A 19,160-nucleotide genomic window follows, 5' to 3' on the forward strand; every position below is an offset into this window, starting at 1 on the left:
GTGGGTGGTGACTCCGTTTCCGGCGGACCGGCCGGAGCACCTGAACAGAATACCCGGCCTGCGGCAACCGCGCAAACCGGCCGGGCGGCGTCGATGGACCGCCGCGACGCCACGGCCTAGCGTGCAGGAGACGCCCCCATGCCCCCCCGCCAGCCCAGGAGGTCCTGCATGTCCCGCACTGACGCACCGATCCGCACCGCCCTGATCGGCTACGGGTTCGCCGGGAAGACGTTCCACGTCCCCCTGCTCCACGCCACGGAGGGACTCGCTCTCACCCATGTCGTCTCGAGCCGCCCGGACGCGGTGCACGCGGACCTGCCGGACGTCGTCGTGGTGCCTGACGTGGACAAGCTCCTGGCTCGCCACGACGTGGACCTCGTGGTGATCGCCGCCCCGAACGACCAACACGCGCCGCTCGCGCGCACGGCCCTGAGGGCGGGTAGGCACGTGGTGGTGGACAAGCCCTTCACGCTGAGTCTCGCCGAGGCGCGGGAGCTTCGCGACCTCGCGGTCGAGACCGGGCGGGTGCTGCGGGTGTTCCAGAACCGCCGCTTCGACAGCGACTTCCTGGGCATCGCCGAGCTGGTCCGCTCCGGCCGGCTCGGGGACGTCGTCCACCTCGAGTCCCGGATCGACCGCTTCCGCCCGACCGCCCGGGACCGCTGGCGGGAAGCCGCGGTGCCCGGGGGCGGCATCTGGTTCGACCTCGGACCGCACCTGGTCGACCAGGCGCTCCTGCTCTTCGGTGTCCCCGAACGCGTAGACGCCGACCTCGCGGCCCTGCGTCCGGGCGCCCCGGTCGAGGACTGGGCGCACTGCGTGCTGCAGTACCCGGGCCGGCGCGTGGTCCTGCAGGCGTCGATGCTCGTGGCCGGCGGCAGCCCGCGCTTCGCGGTCCACGGCACGCGTGGCTCCGCGGTGAAGGAACTGCCGGATCGGCAGGAGGTTCAGCTGCGCGCTGGTCTGCTCCCCGGCGCCGAGGGCTGGGGCGTCGATCCGGACCCGATCCTCCTGCACGACGGGGAGGGGAACACCGAGCGCGTCCCCGCGCCGATCGGAGCCCAGCAGCGGTCCTACGCGGGCGTGCGCGACGCGATCCTGGGCCGCGCGAGCAGCGACGCCGCCACCCCCGACCAGGCCGTCGCCGTGATGGCGGTGCTCGAGGCCGCCGTCGCCTCGGCGCGGGAGGGCCGTGCGGTGGAACCCGCACTCACGGCGGCGGAGCGCGCAGCGTACCCCGGCGTGTCCCCCGCACCGACCGCGGCGGAGCGACATCACCGCAGTGCAGAACCGCGGTGATGTCGCGGGGCGGCGGTCGCCTCCCGGCCCCGCACGGGAGTCCGACGACGACGAAGGCCCGGTCCGTGTGGACCGGGCCTTCTGACTGGTGGAGGTAAGGGGATTCGAACCCCTGACCTTCTGCATGCCATGCAGACGCGCTACCAACTGCGCTATACCCCCAGATGTGGGCGCCACCCGCGATCTTCACGCGCCGTTTCCGGCCCGTTCGCCTCGCTGGCAACTCGACCAGCGTACACGGTCCCCGTGCGGGCGCCAAATCGGCGTCCGGGCCGGGGCGCCCTCAGATGCCGTAACCCTCGAGGGTCCAATCGCCCCAGCCCTCGGCCCCGGTGTCGGCAGTGAACGCGCCCTGCAGCACGGCGGCGCGGGCGTTGCCGATCCGTTCCATCGCCGCGAAGGCCTCGCCCTCGTGACGCAGGAGCAGCCCCGTGGCCGCGCGGATCAGCGCACCGTGGGCCACGACGAGCAGGGTGTGGGCACCACCGTCGCGCGGGGTGTCCGCCCAGTGCGGGGGAACGTGTCCGCGCAGCGCACGCAGGGCCCGCTCGCCGCCCCCGCGCAGGGTCTCCCCGCCCACGGGGCCGGCGTCGAGCGCCGGCTCGGCCCGCCAAAGGCGGTGCTCGTCCGGCCAGCGTTCCGCGATGGCACTGAGCTCCAGGCCCTCCCACTCTCCCCCGGCCAGCTCCATCAGCTCCGGGTCGACGGCCACGGACGCCGCGCCCACCCGGGCCTCGAGGACGATCTCGGCCGTGCGGCGCGCCCGGGCCAGCGGGGAGCACACGGCCACGAGCTCCTCCGCGTCCTCGACCAGGTCACCCACGGGCCCGCCGGCGGCGCGGCGGGCCTGGCGCTCCCCCTCGGCGTTCAGCTCGATGTCCGTGTGCCCCTGGTAGCGGTCCAGGACGTTCCAGTCGGTCTCGCCGTGACGCAGCAGGATCAGGCGCATCTCCCGGCCCGCTCAGGAGGCGTGCGAGGCGGAGGCGCCGTCGTCCTGGGTGGCCGCGTCCGGTCGGGTGCTCTCCTCCGGCAGGCCGAGGTCGATCGCCGGGGTGTCCTTCCACAGGCGGTCCAGCGCGTAGAACTCGCGGTCCTCGCGATGCTGGACGTGCACCACGAAGTGTCCGTAGTCGAGCAGCACCCAGTGGCCGTCGGACCGGCCCTCGCGACGCAACGGCTTGAGCTGCTCGTCCTTCAACAGCGCCTCCTCGACGCCGTCGACGATCGCGTTGACCTGACGCTCCGAGGCGCCGGAGGCGATCAGGAAGGCGTCGGTCAGGCCGAGCCGCTCGGCGACGTCGAACGCGACGATGTGCGTGCCGAGCTTGTCCGCGGCGGCGGCCGCGGCGGTGGTGAGGGCGTCCAGGGTGGTCTGGGGAACGGTCACGAGGTCTCCTCTTCCGAGACGTAGAGGTGGTGCTTGGCGATGTATTGGACGACGCCGTCCGGGACGAGATACCAGACGGGCCGGCCCCGGCGGACGCGCTCCCGGCAGTCCGTGGAGGAGATCGCCATGGCGGGGATCTCCATCAGGGAGACGTCGGCGCCCAGGCCCATGTCCGAGAGGTCGTGGCCGGGACGGGTGACACCGACGAAGTGCGCCAGGTCCCAGAGTTCGTCCACGTCCTTCCACGTGAGGATCTGGCCCATGGCGTCCGCGCCGGTGATGAAGAACAGCTCGGCGTCCGGGTGCAGGCGGCGCAAGTCCCGCAGCGTGTCCACGGTGTAGGTCACGCCGGGGCGGTCGATGTCCACGCGGGAGACGGTGAACCGGGGGTTGGAGGCGGTGGCCACCACGGTCATGAGGTAGCGGTCCTCGGCCGGGGAGACCTGCCGGTCCGACTTCTGCCACGGCTGGCCCGTGGGGACGAAGACGACCTCGTCCAGCTCGAACTCGGCGGCCACCTCGGAGGCGGCCACGAGGTGCCCGTGGTGGATCGGGTCGAAGGTGCCGCCCATGATGCCGAGGCGACGACGGTGCGCGCCCCCGGCGGTGGGCGCGGGGACGGGGGTGCGGGAGGCGACGGTCATGCGCTCAGGAGACGAACGGACGGCCCGCCGCGTCGCCCCCGGCGGAGGCGGCGACGCGACGGGCCGGTGAGACGTCAGTGACCGGAGGTGTGCGAGCCGCGGCCGGTGCCGTGGTGCTGGACCGCGGTGGTGGGCTCGGGCAGGCGCAGCGCGCGGGAGCGCATGGACATGGTGGCGGCCAGGGCGGCCATCAGCAGCGCGAAGACGAGCAGGCCGTACCAGATGGGGTCCATCGGCAGCTCGTTGACGACGTGGTGGCCCTCCTCGGCGGCGGCCAGGATCAGGGAGGTGTTCAGCATGGATGCTCCTCGGTGCAGCGGGTCAGACGGCCGGGCCGGGGCCGGGCCGAAGGGGTCCTGGTGTCCATCGTAGCCCGGCTCAGCGGCGGATCTGCCCGTCGCCGCGCAGGATCCACTTGGTGGTCGTGAGCTCCTCCAGGCCCATGGGCCCGCGGGCGTGCATCTTCTGGGTGGAGATGCCCACTTCGGCGCCGAGGCCGAGCTCGCCGCCGTCGGTGAAGCGCGTGGACGCGTTCACGATGACGGCCGCGGCGTCCACCTCGGTGATGAACCGCTCGGCCGCGGCCAGGTCGTTCGTGACGATGGCCTCGGTGTGGCCCGTGGACCACCGGCCGATGTGCTCGATCGCCTGGTCGAGGGAGTCCACGACGCGCACGGCCATCTCCATGTCCAGGTACTCGGTGCCCCAGTCCTCCTCGGTGGCGTCCACGGCGTCCCGGGCGTGGTCGCCGCGGTCGGCGAGCGTGGGCAGCCAGGCCCGCGCGGCCTCGTCCACGTGCAGCAGCACGCCGGCACGGGTGAGGGCGCGCAGCACTTCTCGGCCCACCTCCTCCGCGTCCCGGTGGAGCAGCAGGGTCTCGGCCGCATTGCACACGGAGGTGCGGTGGGTCTTCGAGTTGAGCACGATGTCCACCGCCATCTGCTTGGGTGCGGAGGCGTCCACGTACAGGTGCACGTTGCCCTCACCCGTCTCGATCACGGGCACCCGGGCCTCACGGACCACGCGCTGGATCAGCTCACGGCCGCCGCGCGGGACGAGGACGTCCACCGCGCCACGGGCGGCCATCAGGGCGGCGACGCCAGGACGTCCGAGGTCGTCGATGCCCTGGATGATGTTGGGGTCGAAGCCCTGGTCCACGAGCGCCTCCCGCAGCACCTGGATCAGGACCGCATTGGTGGACTCCGCGGCCGAGCCGCCGCGCAGGATCACGCCGTTGCCCGACTTCAGGGCGATGCCGGCGATGTCCACCGTGACGTTCGGACGGGCCTCGTACACGGCGCCCACGACGCCCAGGGGCACCCGCACCTGGCTCATCCGCACGCCGTTGGGCAGCGGGCCGCCGCGGACCACGGTGCCCACGGGGTCCGGCAGGCCGGCCAGGGTCTCCAGGGCGAGGGCCAGCGCCTCGACGCGCGCCTCGTCCAGCTTGAGGCGGTCCAGCATGGCCGCCGAGGTGCCGGCCTCGCGGCCGCGGCTGCGGTCCTCGCGGTTGGCCGTGATGATCGCGGCCGCGTTGGCGCGCAGGGCCTCGGCCATGTGGCGCAGGACGGCGTCCTTGCGGACGCGGCCGGCGGTGGCCAGCTCGGGCACGGCCTGACGCGCCCACTCGGCCCGCTGGCGGACGGCCTCCTCGACCTCGGGCGTCGGCGCCTCGGCGTCCTGGCGGCCGGACTGATCCTGGGGTGCGGTGCTCTCGGTGGTCTGCATGCCCCCAGCCTATCGAGCGCCCCGGACGAGGCACGAGGCCCCGGTCCGTCGCCGCGGCCGGAGCCCGTGCCGGTCAGCGCTGCGGCGGAGCCAGGCGCACCCAGTCGTCGGCGTGCACGACGACGCCGTCGTAGCCCGCGCCCAGGTCCTCGCGGAGGTCGGCGGTCGTCCGCCCGAGCATGGCGGGCAGCTGCGACGAGGAGTACTGCACGAGGCCGCGCGCCCGCACCCGGCCGTGCGCGTCCACGATCTCGACGACGTCGCCCGGTGTGAAGTCGCCCGTGCAGCCGGTGATGCCCGCGGCCAGCAGGGAGCGGCCGCGGTCGATCGCCCCGGCCACCGCGCCGTCGTCGATGACGAGCCGGCCCCGGACCTCCGCCGTGAGGCCGAGCCACGCCGCGCGCGCGGACCGGCGGCGGCCGGTGGCGGAGAACCACGTGCCCACGTCCTGACCCGCGAACGCGGCGCCCGCGTTCGCGGCCGAGGTGAGCAGGGTCGGGATGCCGGTGGTGGCCGCGATGCCGGCCGCGTCCACCTTGGTCACCATGCCGCCCGTGCCCACGCCCGCGGAACCGGGCACGCGCACGTCGACGCCGGCCAGATCGTCGTCCGAGGTGACCTCCGGGATGCGCCGTGCGTCCGGGTTCGAGGGGTGGCCCGTGTAGAGGGCGTCCACGTCCGAGAGCAGGACCAGCAGGTCCGCCTTGCAGAGGTTGGCGGTGAGGGCCGCGAGGCGGTCGTTGTCGCCGAAGCGGATCTCGCGCGTGGCCACGGCGTCGTTCTCGTTCACGATCGGCATCACGTCGAGCGTGAGCAGCCGCGACAGGGCGCGGTGCGCGTTCGTGTACTGGGTGCGCCGCATGAGCTCCTCGGCGGTCAGGAGCACCTGGGCCACCTCGGTGTCGTGCCGGCCGAAGCTCGTGGTGTAGTGCGCCATGAGCTTGCTCTGGCCGACCGCCGCCGAGGCCTGCTGGGTGGCGGTGTCCTTGGGGCGTCGGCCCAGCCCGAGGTGGGGGAAGCCGGCCGCGATGGCGCCGGAGGACACGAGCACCACCTGGGTGCCCTTCTGCCGCTCGGCGGCGAGGACGTCCACGAGCCGGTCGATGGCCGCCACGTCCAGGCCGTCCGGGGTGGTCAACGAGGACGAGCCGATCTTCACGACCACTCGGCGTGCGGCCTGCATCGTCTCCCGCGAGGTCACGGGGTTGGCCTGCGGGTCCTCAGAGCCGCGCGTGGCGGGGGTCGGATAGCGGGTGACGACGGTGCGCCGCACGGACATGGATCATCCCTCTCGATCGTCGGTGTCGGTCCACAGGCCGGAGCGTCGCTCGGCCTCCATCTCGGCCCGGGTCGCCGCACGGGCGGCCCGGCGGGCATCCTGCTCGGCGCGCTTCTCCGCGCGGGTCGCGCGGGTGCGCTCGTCGAGCCGCAGGTCGGTGCCACGGGGCCCGGCGAGCAGCTCGGCTCCCGCGGACAGCGTGGGCTCCCAGTCGAAGACGACGCCCGTGACGTCGTCGCCGATCACGACGGCGTCGCCCGGCCTCGCACCGGCCTTGAACAGGCCGTCCTCGACGCCGGCCCGCTGGAGCCGGTCCGCAAGGTAGCCGATCGCCTCGTCGTTCTGGAAGTCCGTCTGGGCGACCCACCGCTCGGGCTTCTCGCCGCGCACGCGGAACAGCGGCTCGAGGTTGCGCTCCTCGCGGCGGATCGTGAATTCGGCCCGCTCGCCACGGCGGCGATGCCGGCGCGGCACCTCGACGGGCGCGGCCGGCGCGGGCTCGACCACCCGGGAACGGGCCTCCGCCACGAGCTCGGCCATGGCGTACTTGAGGGCGTCCAGGCCCTCGCGGGCCAGCGCGGAGATGTCGAAGACCCGTAGGCCACGGCCCTCGAGCTCGTCGCGGACCATGTCCGCCATCGCGGCGCCGTCGGGCAGGTCGGTCTTGTTCAGGGCGATGAGGCGGGGCCGCTCGTTCAGCGGTACGACGCCCTCCCCGCCCTGGGAGAAGACGGGCTCCACCGCGTAGGCCTCGAGCTCGGCCTCGATGGCCTCGAAGTCGGCGATCGGGTCGCGGTCGGACTCGAGGCTGCCGCAGTCGAGGACGTGCACGAGCGCGGCGCAGCGCTCGACGTGGCGCAGGAACTCCAGGCCGAGGCCGCGGCCCTCCGAGGCACCGGGGATCAGGCCCGGGACGTCGGCCACGGTGAAGCGCACGTCGCCGGCCTGCACGACCCCGAGGTTGGGCACGAGCGTGGTGAACGGGTAGTCCGCGATCTTGGGACGGGCCGCAGACAGGGCAGCGATGAGGGAGGACTTGCCGGCCGAGGGGAAGCCCACGAGCGCGACGTCCGCCACGGTCTTGATCTCGAGCGTCAGGTCCCGGCTCTCCCCCGGCAGGCCGAGCAGCGCGAAGCCGGGCGCCTTGCGCTTCACGGAGGCCAGAGCCGCGTTGCCGAGGCCGCCCTGACCGCCGGCGGCGGCGACGTAGGTCGCGCCCTCCCCCACGAGATCGGCCACGATGTTGCCCTGCTCATCCTTGACCACCGTGCCGTCCGGCACGGGCAGCACGAGCGACTGGCCGTTCTTGCCCTCGCGGTGGTCGCCCATGCCCGGCTGGCCGTTCTCAGCGGACCGGTGCGGGGCGTGGTGGTAGTCCAGCAGCGTGGTGGTCTGCGAGTCCACCACGAGGGTGATGTCGCCGCCGTCGCCCCCGTCGCCGCCGTCGGGGCCACCCAGGGGCTTGAACTTCTCGCGATGCACGGAGACGCACCCGTGCCCGCCGTTGCCGGCGGTGAGGTGGAGGACCACGCGGTCCACGAAGGCTGCCATGGGAGTGCTCCTAGGGGCTGGAGGGATCGGACTCAGACGGCCCAGGGGCCGGAGACGCCGACGGCGGGGGCGGGTCCGGTGGATGCCGGGCCCGCCCCCGCCGGGGCGTCAGGGGGTGCGGGTGTCCTCGCCGGGCGAGGGTCCGCACGCAGACCGCACGAGTGTCAGATCACTCCGCGGCGGGGACGATGTCCACGACCTTGCGGCCGCGGCGCTGGCCGAAGGCCACGGAGCCCGCGGACAGCGCGAAGAGGGTGTCGTCCTTGCCGCGGCCGACGTTGCGGCCCGGGTGGAACTTGGTGCCACGCTGGCGGACGATGATCTCGCCGGCGTTGACGTCCTCGCCGCCGTAGCGCTTGACGCCGAGGTACTGCGGGTTCGAGTCGCGGCCGTTCTTCGAGGAACTGCCGGCCTTCTTATGTGCCATTGCTGTTGCCTAACCTCTCGGATGCTCGGTTTCGCCGGTGCCGGTGACGGCTCAGGCGATCCCGGTGATCTTGACCGTGGACAGCTCAGAGCGGTGGCCCTGGCGCTTCTTGTAGCCGGTCTTGTTCTTGTACTTCATGATGACGACCTTCTTGCCACGGGAGTGGGAGACGACCTCGGCGGTCACCTTCACACCGGCGGCATCGGCGCCAGCCTTGACCTCGTCCCCGTCCACCAGCATCAGAGCGGGCAGCTCGACGGAGCCACCGGTCTCAGCGGGAACGCGGTCAAGGGTAACGAGGTCTCCGACGGAAACCTTCTCCTGGCGGCCGCCAGCGCGGACAATCGCGTACACCACTTGGGACTCACTTCTCTCGACGTTTCAATGGATCAGATCGGGTTCTGCTCGCCCGCACCTCGACCGCGGCTGCGTCCGGGTCCGGCGGTCCCTCACCGGGACATGCGGGAGCGTGCGGGCGGTGAACACCGATGGTCCAGCATACTCGCTGCCGGGCATCCGGACCAAACAGAGGCGTGTCGGCGCGTCGCCGCCGCCCGGGGCAGGCCCGGGGCGGCGGCACCGACGACGGTCAGCGGCCGCGACGGGCCAGGTCGGCGGCCTTCACGCCGACGCCGAGCATCACCGGGGCGGCACCCTGCGGCTCGGCGGGGGTGGACGCCTCGGCCACGGCCGCCGTGAAGCGGCCGCCCTGGGCGCCGCCGGGCGCGGCCTGGACCTGGACGTGGACGCCGTCGGACGACACGGCACGACGCGAGCGCCGGCGCGGCGATCCGGGCGCCGGGGCCGCCTGGGCCTCGGTCGGGGCGTCCGCGGCGGACGCCTGGTCCGCGTCCGCCGTGGGCTCCGCCGTCGGCTCGGTCGCCGCAGGCTCCACCATCACGGCCTCCTCGACGGCGGCCGGGGCGGCGGGCTGCTCGTGGACCTCGGTGGCGTCCGTGGACTCCTCGGGCGAGGGCTCGGTGGCCTCCACCGGAGCCGCGTCCGTGCGGTCGGCCGTCCGCTCGGCGGACGCGTCCGCACCGGCGGCCGGACGGACGACGCCGTCGCTCGAGGCCCGGCGGGACCGGCGGCGCCGGGGCGCCAGGGCATCCTCGGCGGGCACGGGCGCCGAGGCATCCTCGACCGGCTCCGATGCGTCCTCCGCGGGCGCGGCCGCCGAGGACTCGGCGTCCGCGGCGTCGTGCCGCGACGGCGTCGCGCGCTCCGCGCCCTGGTCCTCGGCGTCGGTCTCGGTCGAGGCCGCCTCGCCGTCCCGCCGGGACCGCCCACGGCCACCCCGACGACGCCGGGACCGGCGGGGACGGTCGTCCTGCGCGTCCGCGTCCTCCGGGGACTCGGCCTCCTCGGCCTGCGCGACCGGGTCCTGGTGCTCGGGGGCCTCGGCGGCGGCCGGCTCGGCCTCCTCCTCCGTCTGACGGGGCTGATCGGCGGACTCGGCGGGGCCGTCGTCGTGTGACCGCGCGGCATCCTCAGAGCCCGCGACCTCGGCGCCGGTGTCCCCCGACTCCTCGGTGCGGCCCCGGCCGCGGCGGCGGCCCCGACGGCGCCGGCGACGCGGCGTCTCCTCCTCGTCCGCCCCGGCCGGCTGCCCGGCCTTCGCGGGCCCGGCCGACGCAGCCTCGACGGCCTCGGCCACTGAGTCCTCGGCGGCGTCCGCCGCCTGCTCGGCGGGGGCGGGCTCCTGCGCGGGGGTCTCGTCCTCGGCCACCTTGCCGGAGGCCTTCGCGATCGAGTGCAGGGCGACCCGGGCGGCCTCGGCCCGCTCACGGCGCTGCCGCTCGTCCTCGGAGTCGACGTGCTCGGCGCCCGTCGTCGTGGCCGCGGCGGCGTGGGCGTGCTCGCCCTCGCCGTTGCCCCGGCGCCGGCGACGACGGCGGCCCTCCGCTTCGCCGCGCTGCTCACCGCCGGAGCGGCCCCGCTCGACGGGGGTGTCCTTGATGATGATGCCGCGGCCGGCGCAGTGCTCGCAGGTCTCCGAGAACACCTCCACGAGCCCGGTGCCCATGCGCTTGCGCGTCATCTGGACCAGGCCGAGCGAGGTCACCTCGGCGACCTGGTGCTTCGTGCGGTCCCGGCCCAGGCACTCCACGAGACGGCGCAGCACGAGGTCGCGGTTGGCCTCGAGCACCATGTCGATGAAGTCGATGACGATGATGCCGCCGATGTCCCGCAGGCGCAGCTGCCGGACGATCTCCTCGGCGGCCTCGAGGTTGTTCTTGGTGACGGTCTCCTCGAGGTTGCCGCCGGAGCCCGTGAACTTGCCGGTGTTCACGTCCACCACGGTCATGGCCTCGGTGCGGTCGATCACGAGCGAGCCGCCGGAGGGCAGGTACACCTTGCGCTCGAGCGCCTTGTGGAGCTGCTCGTCCACGCGGTGGGTGGCGTACAGGTCCTCGCCGTCGTGGTCCTCCGGCACCCAGTGGTGCAACCGGTCCAGCAGGTGCGGGGCCACGTAGGTCACGTAGGCCTCGATGTTGTCCCACGTGGCCTCGCCCTGCACGAGCATGGCGGAGAAGTCCTCGTTGAAGACGTCGCGGACCGTCTTGATGGTCAGGTCCGGCTCGGCGTAGAGCAGCTCGGGGGCGAGCACCTTGGTGCCGGACGCCTTCTCCTGGATGCCCTCCCACTGGGCGCGCAGACGGTTGATGTCGTTCTGCAGCTCCTGCTCGGAGGTGCCCTCGGCCGCGGTGCGCACGATCACGCCGGCGTCCTGCGGCAGGTGGTCCTTGAGGATCTTCTTCAGACGCGAGCGCTCCACGTCCGGCAGCTTGCGGGAGATGCCGGTCATCGAGCCTCCCGGCACGTACACGAGGTAGCGGCCGGGCAGGGAGACCTGGCTGGTCAGACGGGCGCCCTTGTGGCCCACCGGGTCCTTGGTGACCTGGACGAGCACGGTGTCGCCGGACTTGAGCGCGTTCTCGATCTTCCTCGGCTTGCCGTCCAGCTGGGCGGCGTCCCAGTTGACCTCGCCCGCGTAGAGCACGGCGTTGCGTCCGCGGCCGATGTCCACGAACGCGGCCTCCATGGACGGCAGCACGTTCTGGACCTTGCCCAGGTACACGTTGCCGATCATCGAGTCCTGCGTGGTGTGCGAGACGAAGTGCTCGGCCAGCACGCCGTCCTCGAGCACGGCGATCTGGATGCGCTGGTCGCGCTGGCGCACCAGCATCTTGCGGTCCACGGCCTCGCGGCGGGCCAGGAACTCGGCCTCGGTGATCACGGTGCGGCGACGCCCGCCCGAGCGGGAGTCGCGGCGGCGCTGGCGCTTCGCCTCGAGCCGGGTGGAGCCCTTGACGCTCTGGACGGTGTCCGAGGCGGTGCTCACGGCCTGGCGCGGCGCGCGCACGCGGGTGACGGTGTGCTCGGGATCGCCGGCCTCGCCGCCGTCGAGCTCCATGTCCACCTCGCCGCGGCGGCGTCGGCGGCGCCGGCGGGAGACCACGGCGCCCTCGGCCCGGTCCTCGGACTCTCCGGCGTCCTCGTCCTCGGAGCGCTGCCGGGACGTGGTCTCGGTGCGCAGGACCTCGATCAGGTTCGCCGGCACGGCGAACGGGTCGGTCGGGTCGACCTGCAGCGTCGGCGCGCTCGGCTCCTCGGGCGCGTCCGCGGCGTCGTCGGACGCGGGGGTCCGCTCCGGCTGAACCGCCCCGGCGGCGGTGTCCGCCGCGGTCTGCGTCACGGCCTGCTCGGCCGTCTCCTCCACGCGTTCGTCTGCGCGGGTCGTGTCCTCGTTGTTGGCCGCCATGGCAGCACCTCCCGCCGACCGACGACGCCACACTCGCCGCCGCCCGGCGTGTCCGCGTCCGCCGCCGGCCGCGTTGCCCCGGGCGCCGTGCGCCACGGGTGCGCCGGGAGGCGGACTCCGAGAAGTCATCGGGTGGACCGCGTCGACCGTCAGGGCCCGGCGCGGAACCGCTGCGCCCTCGAGATCGGGGCCTGGGCGTCACGTGCCGTCCGCCGGCCGGCGCACGGACGCGCACGGGCGAAGCCCGGCGTCCACCTCCCGCACGATGCTCGACGCGGGGGCGCCTCGGCGGCGGCCCGACGTCGGGCGCGCAGCGGGCTGCCCCGCGGTGTGGCCACGGGACGGCCAGGGCCGATTGTCTCACATCCGCCCCGGGCACGCGCCTAGAATCGTGTCCATGCCTGCGACCCCGCCGACGGACGACGTCCGCCTCTCCCCTGCCGACGACGTCCCCGCCGAGGAGGCCCGGCTCACCTGGTACGCCCGGCCCGCGGGCATGGCGGCGCTGCTGCTGATCACCTCGCTCGTGGCGCTGACGGCGACGATCGTCATCATCGTCGAGCGCGCCCTCCTCACCGCGGACCCGACGCACCGCACGTCCTGCGACCTCAACCCGTGGGTGTCCTGCGGCCAGGTGATGCAGTCGTGGCAGGCCCACACCTTCGGCTTCCCGAACACGTACATCGGCGTGGTCGCGTTCTCCGTGCTCATCACCGTGGCGGTGTCCCTGCTCGCCGGCGCCCGCTTCGCCCGCTGGTACTGGCTGCTGATGAACGCGGGGATCCTGGCGGGCTTCGCATTCTGCGTGTGGCTCTGGTACTCGGCCGTCTACAGCATCGGCACGCTCTGCATCTACTGCATGATCGTGTGGGCCATGGTCATCGCCCAGCTCGTGCTTGTGACGTCCCGGAACCTGCAGACCGGCACGCTGCCGGCCCCGGCCGGTCTCGTCCGCCTCGCCCGGGAGCTGGCCTGGCCCGTGATCGTGCTCCTCTACGTCCTGGTGTTCGCCTCGATCCTGCTGGAACTGGGCCTCGGGGTCGTCGGGATCGACTGAGCCTAAGCTCCCCCACCGGACACGACGACGGCGGCCGGTCACCCCACCAGGGTGACCGGCCGCCGTCGTGCGGGCCCGGACCGGGCTCAGCCGAACCAGATCGCGAGCTCGCGCTCGGCCGAGAGGGTCGAGTCCGAACCGTGGACGAGGTTCTTCTGGACGGCCTCGCCCCAGTCCCGGCCCAGGTCGCCGCGGATGGTGCCCGGGGCGGCCACGGTGGGATCGGTCTTGCCGGCCAGCGAGCGGAAGCCCTCGATCACCGAGTCGCCCGTGACGCGCGCGGCCACCACGGGGCCGGAGGCCATGAACGCGACCAGCGGCTCGAAGAACGGCTTGCCCTGGTGCTCCTCGTAGTGCCGCTCCAGCATGGCGCGGGTGGGCGTGAGCATCTTCAGATCGGCGATCACGTAGCCCTTGCGCTCGATGCGCGCGAGGATCTCGCCGACCAGGTTGCGGGCCACCCCGTCCGGCTTGATGAGGACGAGGGTCTCTTCGGTGTGGTGCGTCATGGGGTGTGCTCCTAGCGTCGTCGGACGGCCGCGAGCGCGGTCCGGTTCCCGCCCCACCCTAGTGGGGCCCGGGTCTCAGCGTCCGTGCTCGGCCTCCCAGGCGGCCTCGAGGCGGTCCCGGTGTGCGTTCTCGACGTCCATGGCACCGCCCTTGATCACGGCGTACGCCCACGTCAGCGCGAAGAGGGCCCCCACCACGAACATCGAGTACTCCCAGAAGCCGGAGGCCAGCAGGACGGCCTGGATCGCCCAGCCGATCGCGATGCCGACGGGCTTGCGCACCAGGGCGCAGGTCAGCACCGCGACGACGGCCAGCGCGGAGTAGCCCGCCACGAACCACCAGGCGCCCGGCTCGTCCCGGTGCATGCCGAACAGCATGAGCCCGAGGAAGAAGATGAGCACCGCCTCGAGCATGAGGATCGTGGAGGTGAACAGGGCGCGCACGGAGCGGCGGCGCCGACGAGTGCCGGGGCGCCACTGCCGCTGGGCTCGCGTCTCACGCGCGGGGCGCCAGGACTCGTCGCCGAAGCGCCCCTGCTCCGTGGCGCCTCCGGTCTCCGGCTGGTCGGGGGTCATCGGTCCTCCTCCGGCCGGCGGCGGGCGCCGGCGTCGTCGCGGTCCTCGAGCAGCTCGAGGATCTCCGGGTCCAGGTCGTCCTCGTCGGCGTCCGCCAGCCCGACGGCGTCGAGCAGGTCGGCGGGGTCGAGGCCGCGGGCGGCCACGGTGACGGGGCCGGCGTGGCGGGGCTCGCCCACGAGGGTGCGGACCTCCGCGGCCAGGGTGATCGAGCCGAGCACGAGCACGCCGCCGCCGGTGCCGGAGGCCAGTTCGTCCGCGCTCGTCTCCAGGGCCTCCGCGCGGCCGACCGCCCACTCCAGGGCGTCCGGCACGGACTCGGTGGCGTACACGTCATCCTCGGGCCAGCCGGCGTCGACGGCCATGCGGGCCAGCTCCCCGGCCGGGATGGCGCGGGCCGAGGAGGACTGCGTCACCGCGAGGTCCTCCACGTCGTCGCCGAACGCCCGGTAGAGCGCCGCGAGCATGCCCGGCGCGTCCTTCTCCTGGAGGATCCCGACGACCAGCGAGAGGCGGGTGAAGCCGAACGCCTCCTGCACCGCGCGGGCCGTGGCCCGCACGCCGTCCGGGTTGTGGGCGGCGTCCACGATGAGCGTGGGGGCGGTGCGCAGCACCTCGAGCCGGCCGGGCGAGGTGACCTGGGACAGCCCCTCGCGCAGCAGCTCCTCGTCCAGCGGCCGGTCGCCGCCGCCCAGGAACATCTCCAGGGCCGCCACGGCGACCGCGAGGTTCTGCGCCTGGTGCTCCCCGAGCAGCGGCAGGAACAGGTCCCGGTACTCGGCCGCGAGGCCACGCACGGACACCTGCTGGCCACCCACGGCCAGGGAGCGCTCGAGCACGCCGAACTCGACGCCCTCGAAGCGGAACGGCACGTCGGCCGCCCGAGCCGCCTCGAGCAGCACCTGGGCGGCGTCGCGCTCCTGGGCGGCGGAGACGAGGGCGCCGCCGGGCTTGATGATGCCGGCCTTCTCCTCGGCGATCTCGGCCTCGGTCTCCCCCAGCAGGTCCGTGTGGTCCAGGGAGATGGGGGTGACCACGGAGACGACGGCGTCCGCGACGTTGGTCGCGTCCGTCACGCCCCCGAGGCCCACCTCGAGGACGATGACCTCGACGGGCTCGTCCGCGAACACCGCGAAGCCCAGCGTGGTGAGCGCCTCGAAGTACGTCAGCGGGACCTCGCCCGCGGCCTCGAGCTCCGCGTCCACGGTCTGCACGATCGGGAGGATCTCCCCCCACACGCGCACGAAGGTCTCGTCGGCGACGGGGGCGCCGTCGATGCTGATCCGCTCCGTGACGCGCTGCAGGTGCGGCGAGGTGTAGCGCCCGGTGCGCAGCCCGTACGCGCGCAGGACGGCCTCGACCATCCGCGCCGTGGACGTCTTGCCGTTGGTGCCGGTCAGGTGGATCACCGGGGCCGCGTGCTGCGGGTCGCCGAGCAGCGCGAGCACGCGCCGCATCGGCTCGAGCCGCGGCTGCATCGTGTTCTCCGGGGCGCGGGCGAGCAGGTCCCGGTAGACCTCCTCGACCGTGCCCGGGACGTCCCCGCGCATCACGCGTCTGCCTTCGCGACGGAGACGGCCACGGTCTTCATGGCGTCGTCGGCCGGGTCCTTGCGCGGGTCGGCCGCGCCGGAGTCCACGAGCTCCAGGTCCACCGTGAGGGTCTCCTCCGCCACGAGACCGCGGTGGGCCTCGAGCGCCGCCACGACGGCGGTGGGGCCTTCGATCCGCGTGCGCACGCGGTCGGAGACGTCCAGGCCGGCGTCCTTGCGGGCCGCCTGGACGGCGCGGACCACGTCCCGGGCGGTGCCCTCGGCGGCCAGCTCCGCGGAGACCTCGGTGTCCAGCACGAGGAAGCCGGCGGTGCCGGGCAGCACGCCCACCGCGGTCCCCTCGGGGGCACCGGTGGAGACGGTGCGCAGCTCGTAGAGCGCGGGGGCCAGGGTCACGGTCTCGCCGTCGGCGAGCGTGACCGCCAGGCCCTCGGCCGTCTCCTCGTACGCGCCGGCGTCGACCGCCTGCTTCACGAGCGGCACCTGCCTGCCGAACGCCTTGCCGAGCTCGCGGAAGTTCAGCTTCAGCTCCGTGCCGATGCCGTAGCGGGCGATCGCCTCCTCCGAGAGCTCGGTGAGCTCGACGTCCTTGAGGTTCAGCTCGTCCGCCACGATGCGGGCGTAGGTGCCCTCGAGGCCCGCCGCGTCCGGGACGACGACGGACAGGCGGGGCAGCGGCAGGCGCACCCGCCGGCCGGCCCCCTTGCGCAGGGCCGAGCCGGCCGAGCTGATGCGGCGCACCGCGTCCATGCGGGCCACGAGGGAGTCCGCCTCGGGCCCGTGCGGGAAGAGGTCGGCGTCCGGGTAGTCGGTCAGGTGGACCGAGCGGCCACCGGTGAGGCCGCGCCAGATCTCCTCGGCGATCAGCGGCATCAGCGGCGCGGCGGCCCGGGTGAAGGCCTCCAGGACGGTGTAGAGGACGTCGAAGGCGACGGTGTCCTCGTCGAAGAACCGCTCCCGGGACCGGCGGATGTACCAGTTGGTCAGCGTGTCCATGAAGCCGCGCAGCGCGTCCGTGGCGTCCGAGACCTCGTAGGCGTCCAGGCCGGCCTTGACCTCCCGCAGCATGCGGCCCGTGGCGGCCAGGATGTACTGGTCCAGGGGGTCCTCGGCGGTGTGCCGCTCCTGCGCGCGGTACCCGTCGGGCCGGGCGCCGCCGTCGTGCGCGGTGTTCGCGTAGAGGGTGAAGAAGTGGTACGCGTTCCACGCCGGCAGCAGCACCTGGCGCACGCCCTCGCGGATGCCCTCCTCCGTGACGATCAGGTTGCCGCCGCGCAGGATGGGGCTGGCCATGAGGAACCAGCGCATGGCGTCCGCGCCGTCGCGGTCCAGGACCTCCGTGACGTCCGGGTAGTTGCGCAGCGACTTGGACATCTTCTGCCCGTCCGAGCCGAGCACGATGCCGTGCGAGATCACGTTGGAGAACGCCGGCCGGTCGAACAGCGCGGTCGCCAGGATGTGCATGGTGTAGAACCAGCCGCGCGTCTGGCCGATGTACTCCACGATGAAGTCCGCCGGGTTGTGCGTGGGGAACCAGTCCGCGCGCTCGAACGGGTAGTGCACCTGGGCGTACGGCATGGAGCCGGAGTCGAACCAGACGTCCAGCACGTCCTCGACCCGGCGCATGACCGCACCGGCCGCGGCGGCCTCGGGGTCCGGGTGGGGGCGGGTGAGGTCGTCCACCCACGGGCGGTGCAGGTCCACCTCGCCCTCGGCGTTGCGCGGCAGGCGGCCGAAGGCCTCCTCGATCTCCGCGAGCGAGCCGTAGACCTCCTGACGGGGGAAGTCGGGGTGGTCGGACTCCCACACCGGGATGGGCGAGCCCCAGTACCGGTTGCGGGAGATGGACCAGTCGCGCGCGTTGGCGACCCACGTGCCGAACTGCCCGTGCTTCACATTGCCGGGGATCCAGGTGATCTCCTCGTTCAGCTCGAGCATGCGCTCCTTGATCTGGGTGACCTTGACGTACCAGGACGTCACCGCGCGGTAGATCAGGGGCGTGCGACACCGCCAGCAGTGCGGGTAGGAGTGCTCGTAGGAGGCCTCCCGCGCGAGCCGGCCCAGCGAGCGCAGGGCGCGGATGATCGTGCGGTTGGCCTCGAAGACCTGCACGCCGGCGATCTCGCGCAGGTCGCCGCGCCCGACGTCCTCGCGGGCGAACAGCGGCAGGAACCGGGCACCGGAGTCCACGGAGAGCATCACGGGGATGCCGTTGGCCTCGCACACGCGCTGATCGTCCTCACCGTAGGCCGGCGCCTGGTGGACCACGCCGGTGCCGTCCTCGGTGGAGACGTAGTCGTCCACGAGGATGCGGTGGGCGCCCTCGACGCCGAGGTCACGGCCGTTGACGGTGAAGGTCTCCCCGCGGTGGGCGTCGAACACGTCCGTGAACAGCGGCGCGTAGGCCAGGCCGCCGAGGCGGGCGCCGGGGATCGTCTCGGTGACCGCGGCGCGGGCGGCGTCGGCGTCGGCGTAGCCGAGCTCCTTGGCGTGGGCGCCCACGAGGTCCACGGCCAAGAGGAAGCGGTCCCCGTCCGCGGTCGCGCCCTCGGGGCCGGCCGGCACCACGGCGTACTGGATCTGCGGGCCGACGGCGAGGGCCGCGTTGGTCGGCAGCGTCCAGGGCGTGGTGGTCCAGGCCAGGACGTGGACGCCGGCCAGGTGCGCGGCGAGCGCCGCGTCGGCGCCGCCGTCGGGCACGAGGGCGGGGTCCGCCGGGAGGCCGGTGATCGGGAACGTGACGGTGACCGAGGGGTCCTGGCGCATCTTGTAGACGTCGTCGTCCATGCGCAGCTCGTGGTTGGACAGCGGGGTCTCGTCGTTCCAGCAGTAGGGCAGGACGCGGAAGCCGCGGTAGGTCAGGCCCTTGCGGTGCAGCTCGGAGAAGGCCCAGATCACGGACTCCATGAAGTCCGGGGTGAGGGTCTTGTAGTCGTTCTCGAAGTCGACCCAGCGGGCCTGGCGGGTCACGTAGTCCTGCCACTGGTCCGTGTACTTCAGGACCGAGGAGCGGCAGGCGTCGTTGAACGTGTCGATGCCCATGGCCTCGATCTCGGACTTGTCCGTCATGCCCAGCTGCTTCATCGCCTCGAGCTCGGCGGGCAGGCCGTGGGTGTCCCAGCCGAAGCGGCGCTCCACGCGGCGGCCCTGCTGCGTCTGGTAGCGGGCCACGAGGTCCTTGACGTACCCGGTGAGCAGGTGGCCGTAGTGCGGCAGGCCGTTGGCGAAGGGCGGGCCGTCGTAGAAGACGAACTCGTTCTGCGAACCGTCCTCGTTCCGGGCGGGACGCTGGTCGATCGAGGCCTGGAAGGTGCCGTCCTCGTCCCAGTACGCCAGGATGCGGCGCTCGATCTCCGGGAAGCGCGGGGAGGCGGGGGTGCGGCCC

At 73.4% G+C, this 19,160-nt stretch carries 16 protein-coding genes, 1 tRNA gene and 1 pseudogene; 3 read left to right on the top strand and 15 right to left on the bottom strand.

The window, feature by feature from the left end; genetic code table 11:
- The first annotated feature begins 168 nt into the window (after nucleotides 1–168).
- Nucleotides 169–1,299, top strand: a complete 1,131-nt coding sequence (locus tag J1M38_RS00330; protein WP_036381592.1) for an oxidoreductase — start codon at nucleotides 169–171, stop codon at nucleotides 1,297–1,299.
- A gap of 86 nt (nucleotides 1,300–1,385) precedes the next feature.
- Here the strand turns inward: J1M38_RS00330 and J1M38_RS00335 are convergent.
- From J1M38_RS00335 to J1M38_RS00385, 11 genes are all read right to left on the bottom strand, one after another.
- A tRNA-Ala gene (locus J1M38_RS00335) sits at nucleotides 1,386–1,461 on the bottom strand.
- 121 nt (nucleotides 1,462–1,582) lie between these two features.
- Nucleotides 1,583–2,248 (bottom strand): histidine phosphatase family protein, encoded by a 666-nt coding sequence (locus J1M38_RS00340; protein WP_036381588.1) that lies wholly within the window; start codon nucleotides 2,246–2,248, stop codon nucleotides 1,583–1,585.
- A 12-nt stretch (nucleotides 2,249–2,260) separates the two neighbouring features.
- On the bottom strand, nucleotides 2,261–2,686 hold the full coding sequence (gene rsfS, locus J1M38_RS00345) for a ribosome silencing factor (protein WP_036316941.1): 426 nt from the start codon (nucleotides 2,684–2,686) through the stop codon (nucleotides 2,261–2,263).
- Nucleotides 2,683–3,330, bottom strand: coding sequence for a nicotinate-nucleotide adenylyltransferase (gene nadD, locus J1M38_RS00350; RefSeq protein WP_036316939.1), 648 nt, complete (start codon nucleotides 3,328–3,330; stop codon nucleotides 2,683–2,685). Before nadD ends, rsfS begins: the two co-directional genes overlap by 4 nt.
- A 74-nt stretch (nucleotides 3,331–3,404) precedes the next feature.
- Nucleotides 3,405–3,629 carry a hypothetical protein gene (locus J1M38_RS00355; RefSeq protein WP_036316935.1) on the bottom strand — a complete coding sequence of 75 codons (225 nt, stop codon included), beginning with the start codon at nucleotides 3,627–3,629 and terminating at the stop codon, nucleotides 3,405–3,407.
- 79 nt (nucleotides 3,630–3,708) lie between these two features.
- Nucleotides 3,709–5,058: a glutamate-5-semialdehyde dehydrogenase gene (locus J1M38_RS00360; RefSeq protein ID WP_036316932.1), complete on the bottom strand. Its 1,350-nt coding sequence runs from the start codon at nucleotides 5,056–5,058 to the stop codon at nucleotides 3,709–3,711.
- Nucleotides 5,059–5,131: 73 nt separating this feature from the next.
- On the bottom strand, nucleotides 5,132–6,337 hold the full coding sequence (proB, locus tag J1M38_RS00365) for a glutamate 5-kinase (protein WP_036381585.1): 1,206 nt from the start codon (nucleotides 6,335–6,337) through the stop codon (nucleotides 5,132–5,134).
- Between the two features lie 3 nt (nucleotides 6,338–6,340).
- Nucleotides 6,341–7,888 carry a GTPase ObgE gene (gene obgE / locus J1M38_RS00370; RefSeq protein WP_020622077.1) on the bottom strand — a complete coding sequence of 516 codons (1,548 nt, stop codon included), beginning with the start codon at nucleotides 7,886–7,888 and terminating at the stop codon, nucleotides 6,341–6,343.
- Between the two features lie 169 nt (nucleotides 7,889–8,057).
- Complete coding sequence (gene rpmA / locus J1M38_RS00375) at nucleotides 8,058–8,315, bottom strand: 50S ribosomal protein L27 (RefSeq protein ID WP_002853915.1); 258 nt, start codon at nucleotides 8,313–8,315, stop codon at nucleotides 8,058–8,060.
- A gap of 51 nt (nucleotides 8,316–8,366) precedes the next feature.
- Nucleotides 8,367–8,672, bottom strand: a complete 306-nt coding sequence (gene rplU, locus J1M38_RS00380; protein ID WP_002853919.1) for a 50S ribosomal protein L21 — start codon at nucleotides 8,670–8,672, stop codon at nucleotides 8,367–8,369.
- A gap of 232 nt (nucleotides 8,673–8,904) precedes the next feature.
- Nucleotides 8,905–12,081, bottom strand: a complete 3,177-nt coding sequence (locus J1M38_RS00385) for an Rne/Rng family ribonuclease (RefSeq protein ID WP_233437072.1) — start codon at nucleotides 12,079–12,081, stop codon at nucleotides 8,905–8,907.
- Nucleotides 12,082–12,478: 397 nt separating this feature from the next.
- On the opposite strand from J1M38_RS00385, the gene J1M38_RS00390 reads away from it, so the two are divergent.
- Complete coding sequence (locus J1M38_RS00390) at nucleotides 12,479–13,138, top strand: vitamin K epoxide reductase family protein (RefSeq protein ID WP_206481471.1); 660 nt, start codon at nucleotides 12,479–12,481, stop codon at nucleotides 13,136–13,138.
- Nucleotides 13,139–13,224: 86 nt separating this feature from the next.
- On the opposite strand, the gene ndk is transcribed toward J1M38_RS00390, so the two are convergent.
- A complete protein-coding gene (gene ndk / locus J1M38_RS00395) occupies nucleotides 13,225–13,647 on the bottom strand; it encodes a nucleoside-diphosphate kinase (RefSeq protein WP_012750845.1) in 423 nt (140 codons plus the stop codon).
- 75 nt (nucleotides 13,648–13,722) lie between these two features.
- Entirely contained in the window at nucleotides 13,723–14,067 is a 345-nt protein-coding gene (locus J1M38_RS00400) for a DUF4233 domain-containing protein (RefSeq protein ID WP_353301127.1), read from the bottom strand.
- On the opposite strand from J1M38_RS00400, the pseudogene J1M38_RS12295 reads away from it, so the two are divergent.
- A pseudogene (locus J1M38_RS12295) lies at nucleotides 14,060–14,104 on the top strand (hypothetical protein); the annotation flags it as partial. The gene J1M38_RS00400 and the pseudogene J1M38_RS12295 overlap by 8 nt on opposite strands.
- Before the next feature lie 115 nt (nucleotides 14,105–14,219).
- Here J1M38_RS12295 and J1M38_RS00405 read toward each other — a convergent pair.
- Together J1M38_RS00405 and ileS are read right to left on the bottom strand one after the other, a co-directional pair.
- Entirely contained in the window at nucleotides 14,220–15,773 is a 1,554-nt protein-coding gene (locus J1M38_RS00405; RefSeq protein WP_036384997.1) for a folylpolyglutamate synthase/dihydrofolate synthase family protein, read from the bottom strand.
- The coding region (gene ileS, locus J1M38_RS00410) for an isoleucine--tRNA ligase (RefSeq protein WP_206501140.1) at nucleotides 15,773–19,160 on the bottom strand (3,388 nt) is incomplete at its 5' end. The genes ileS and J1M38_RS00405, both read right to left, overlap by 1 nt.

Origin of the sequence: Micrococcus sp. KRD070 (assembly GCF_017168435.1) — a bacterium.
GTDB lineage: Bacteria > Actinomycetota > Actinomycetes > Actinomycetales > Micrococcaceae > Micrococcus > Micrococcus luteus.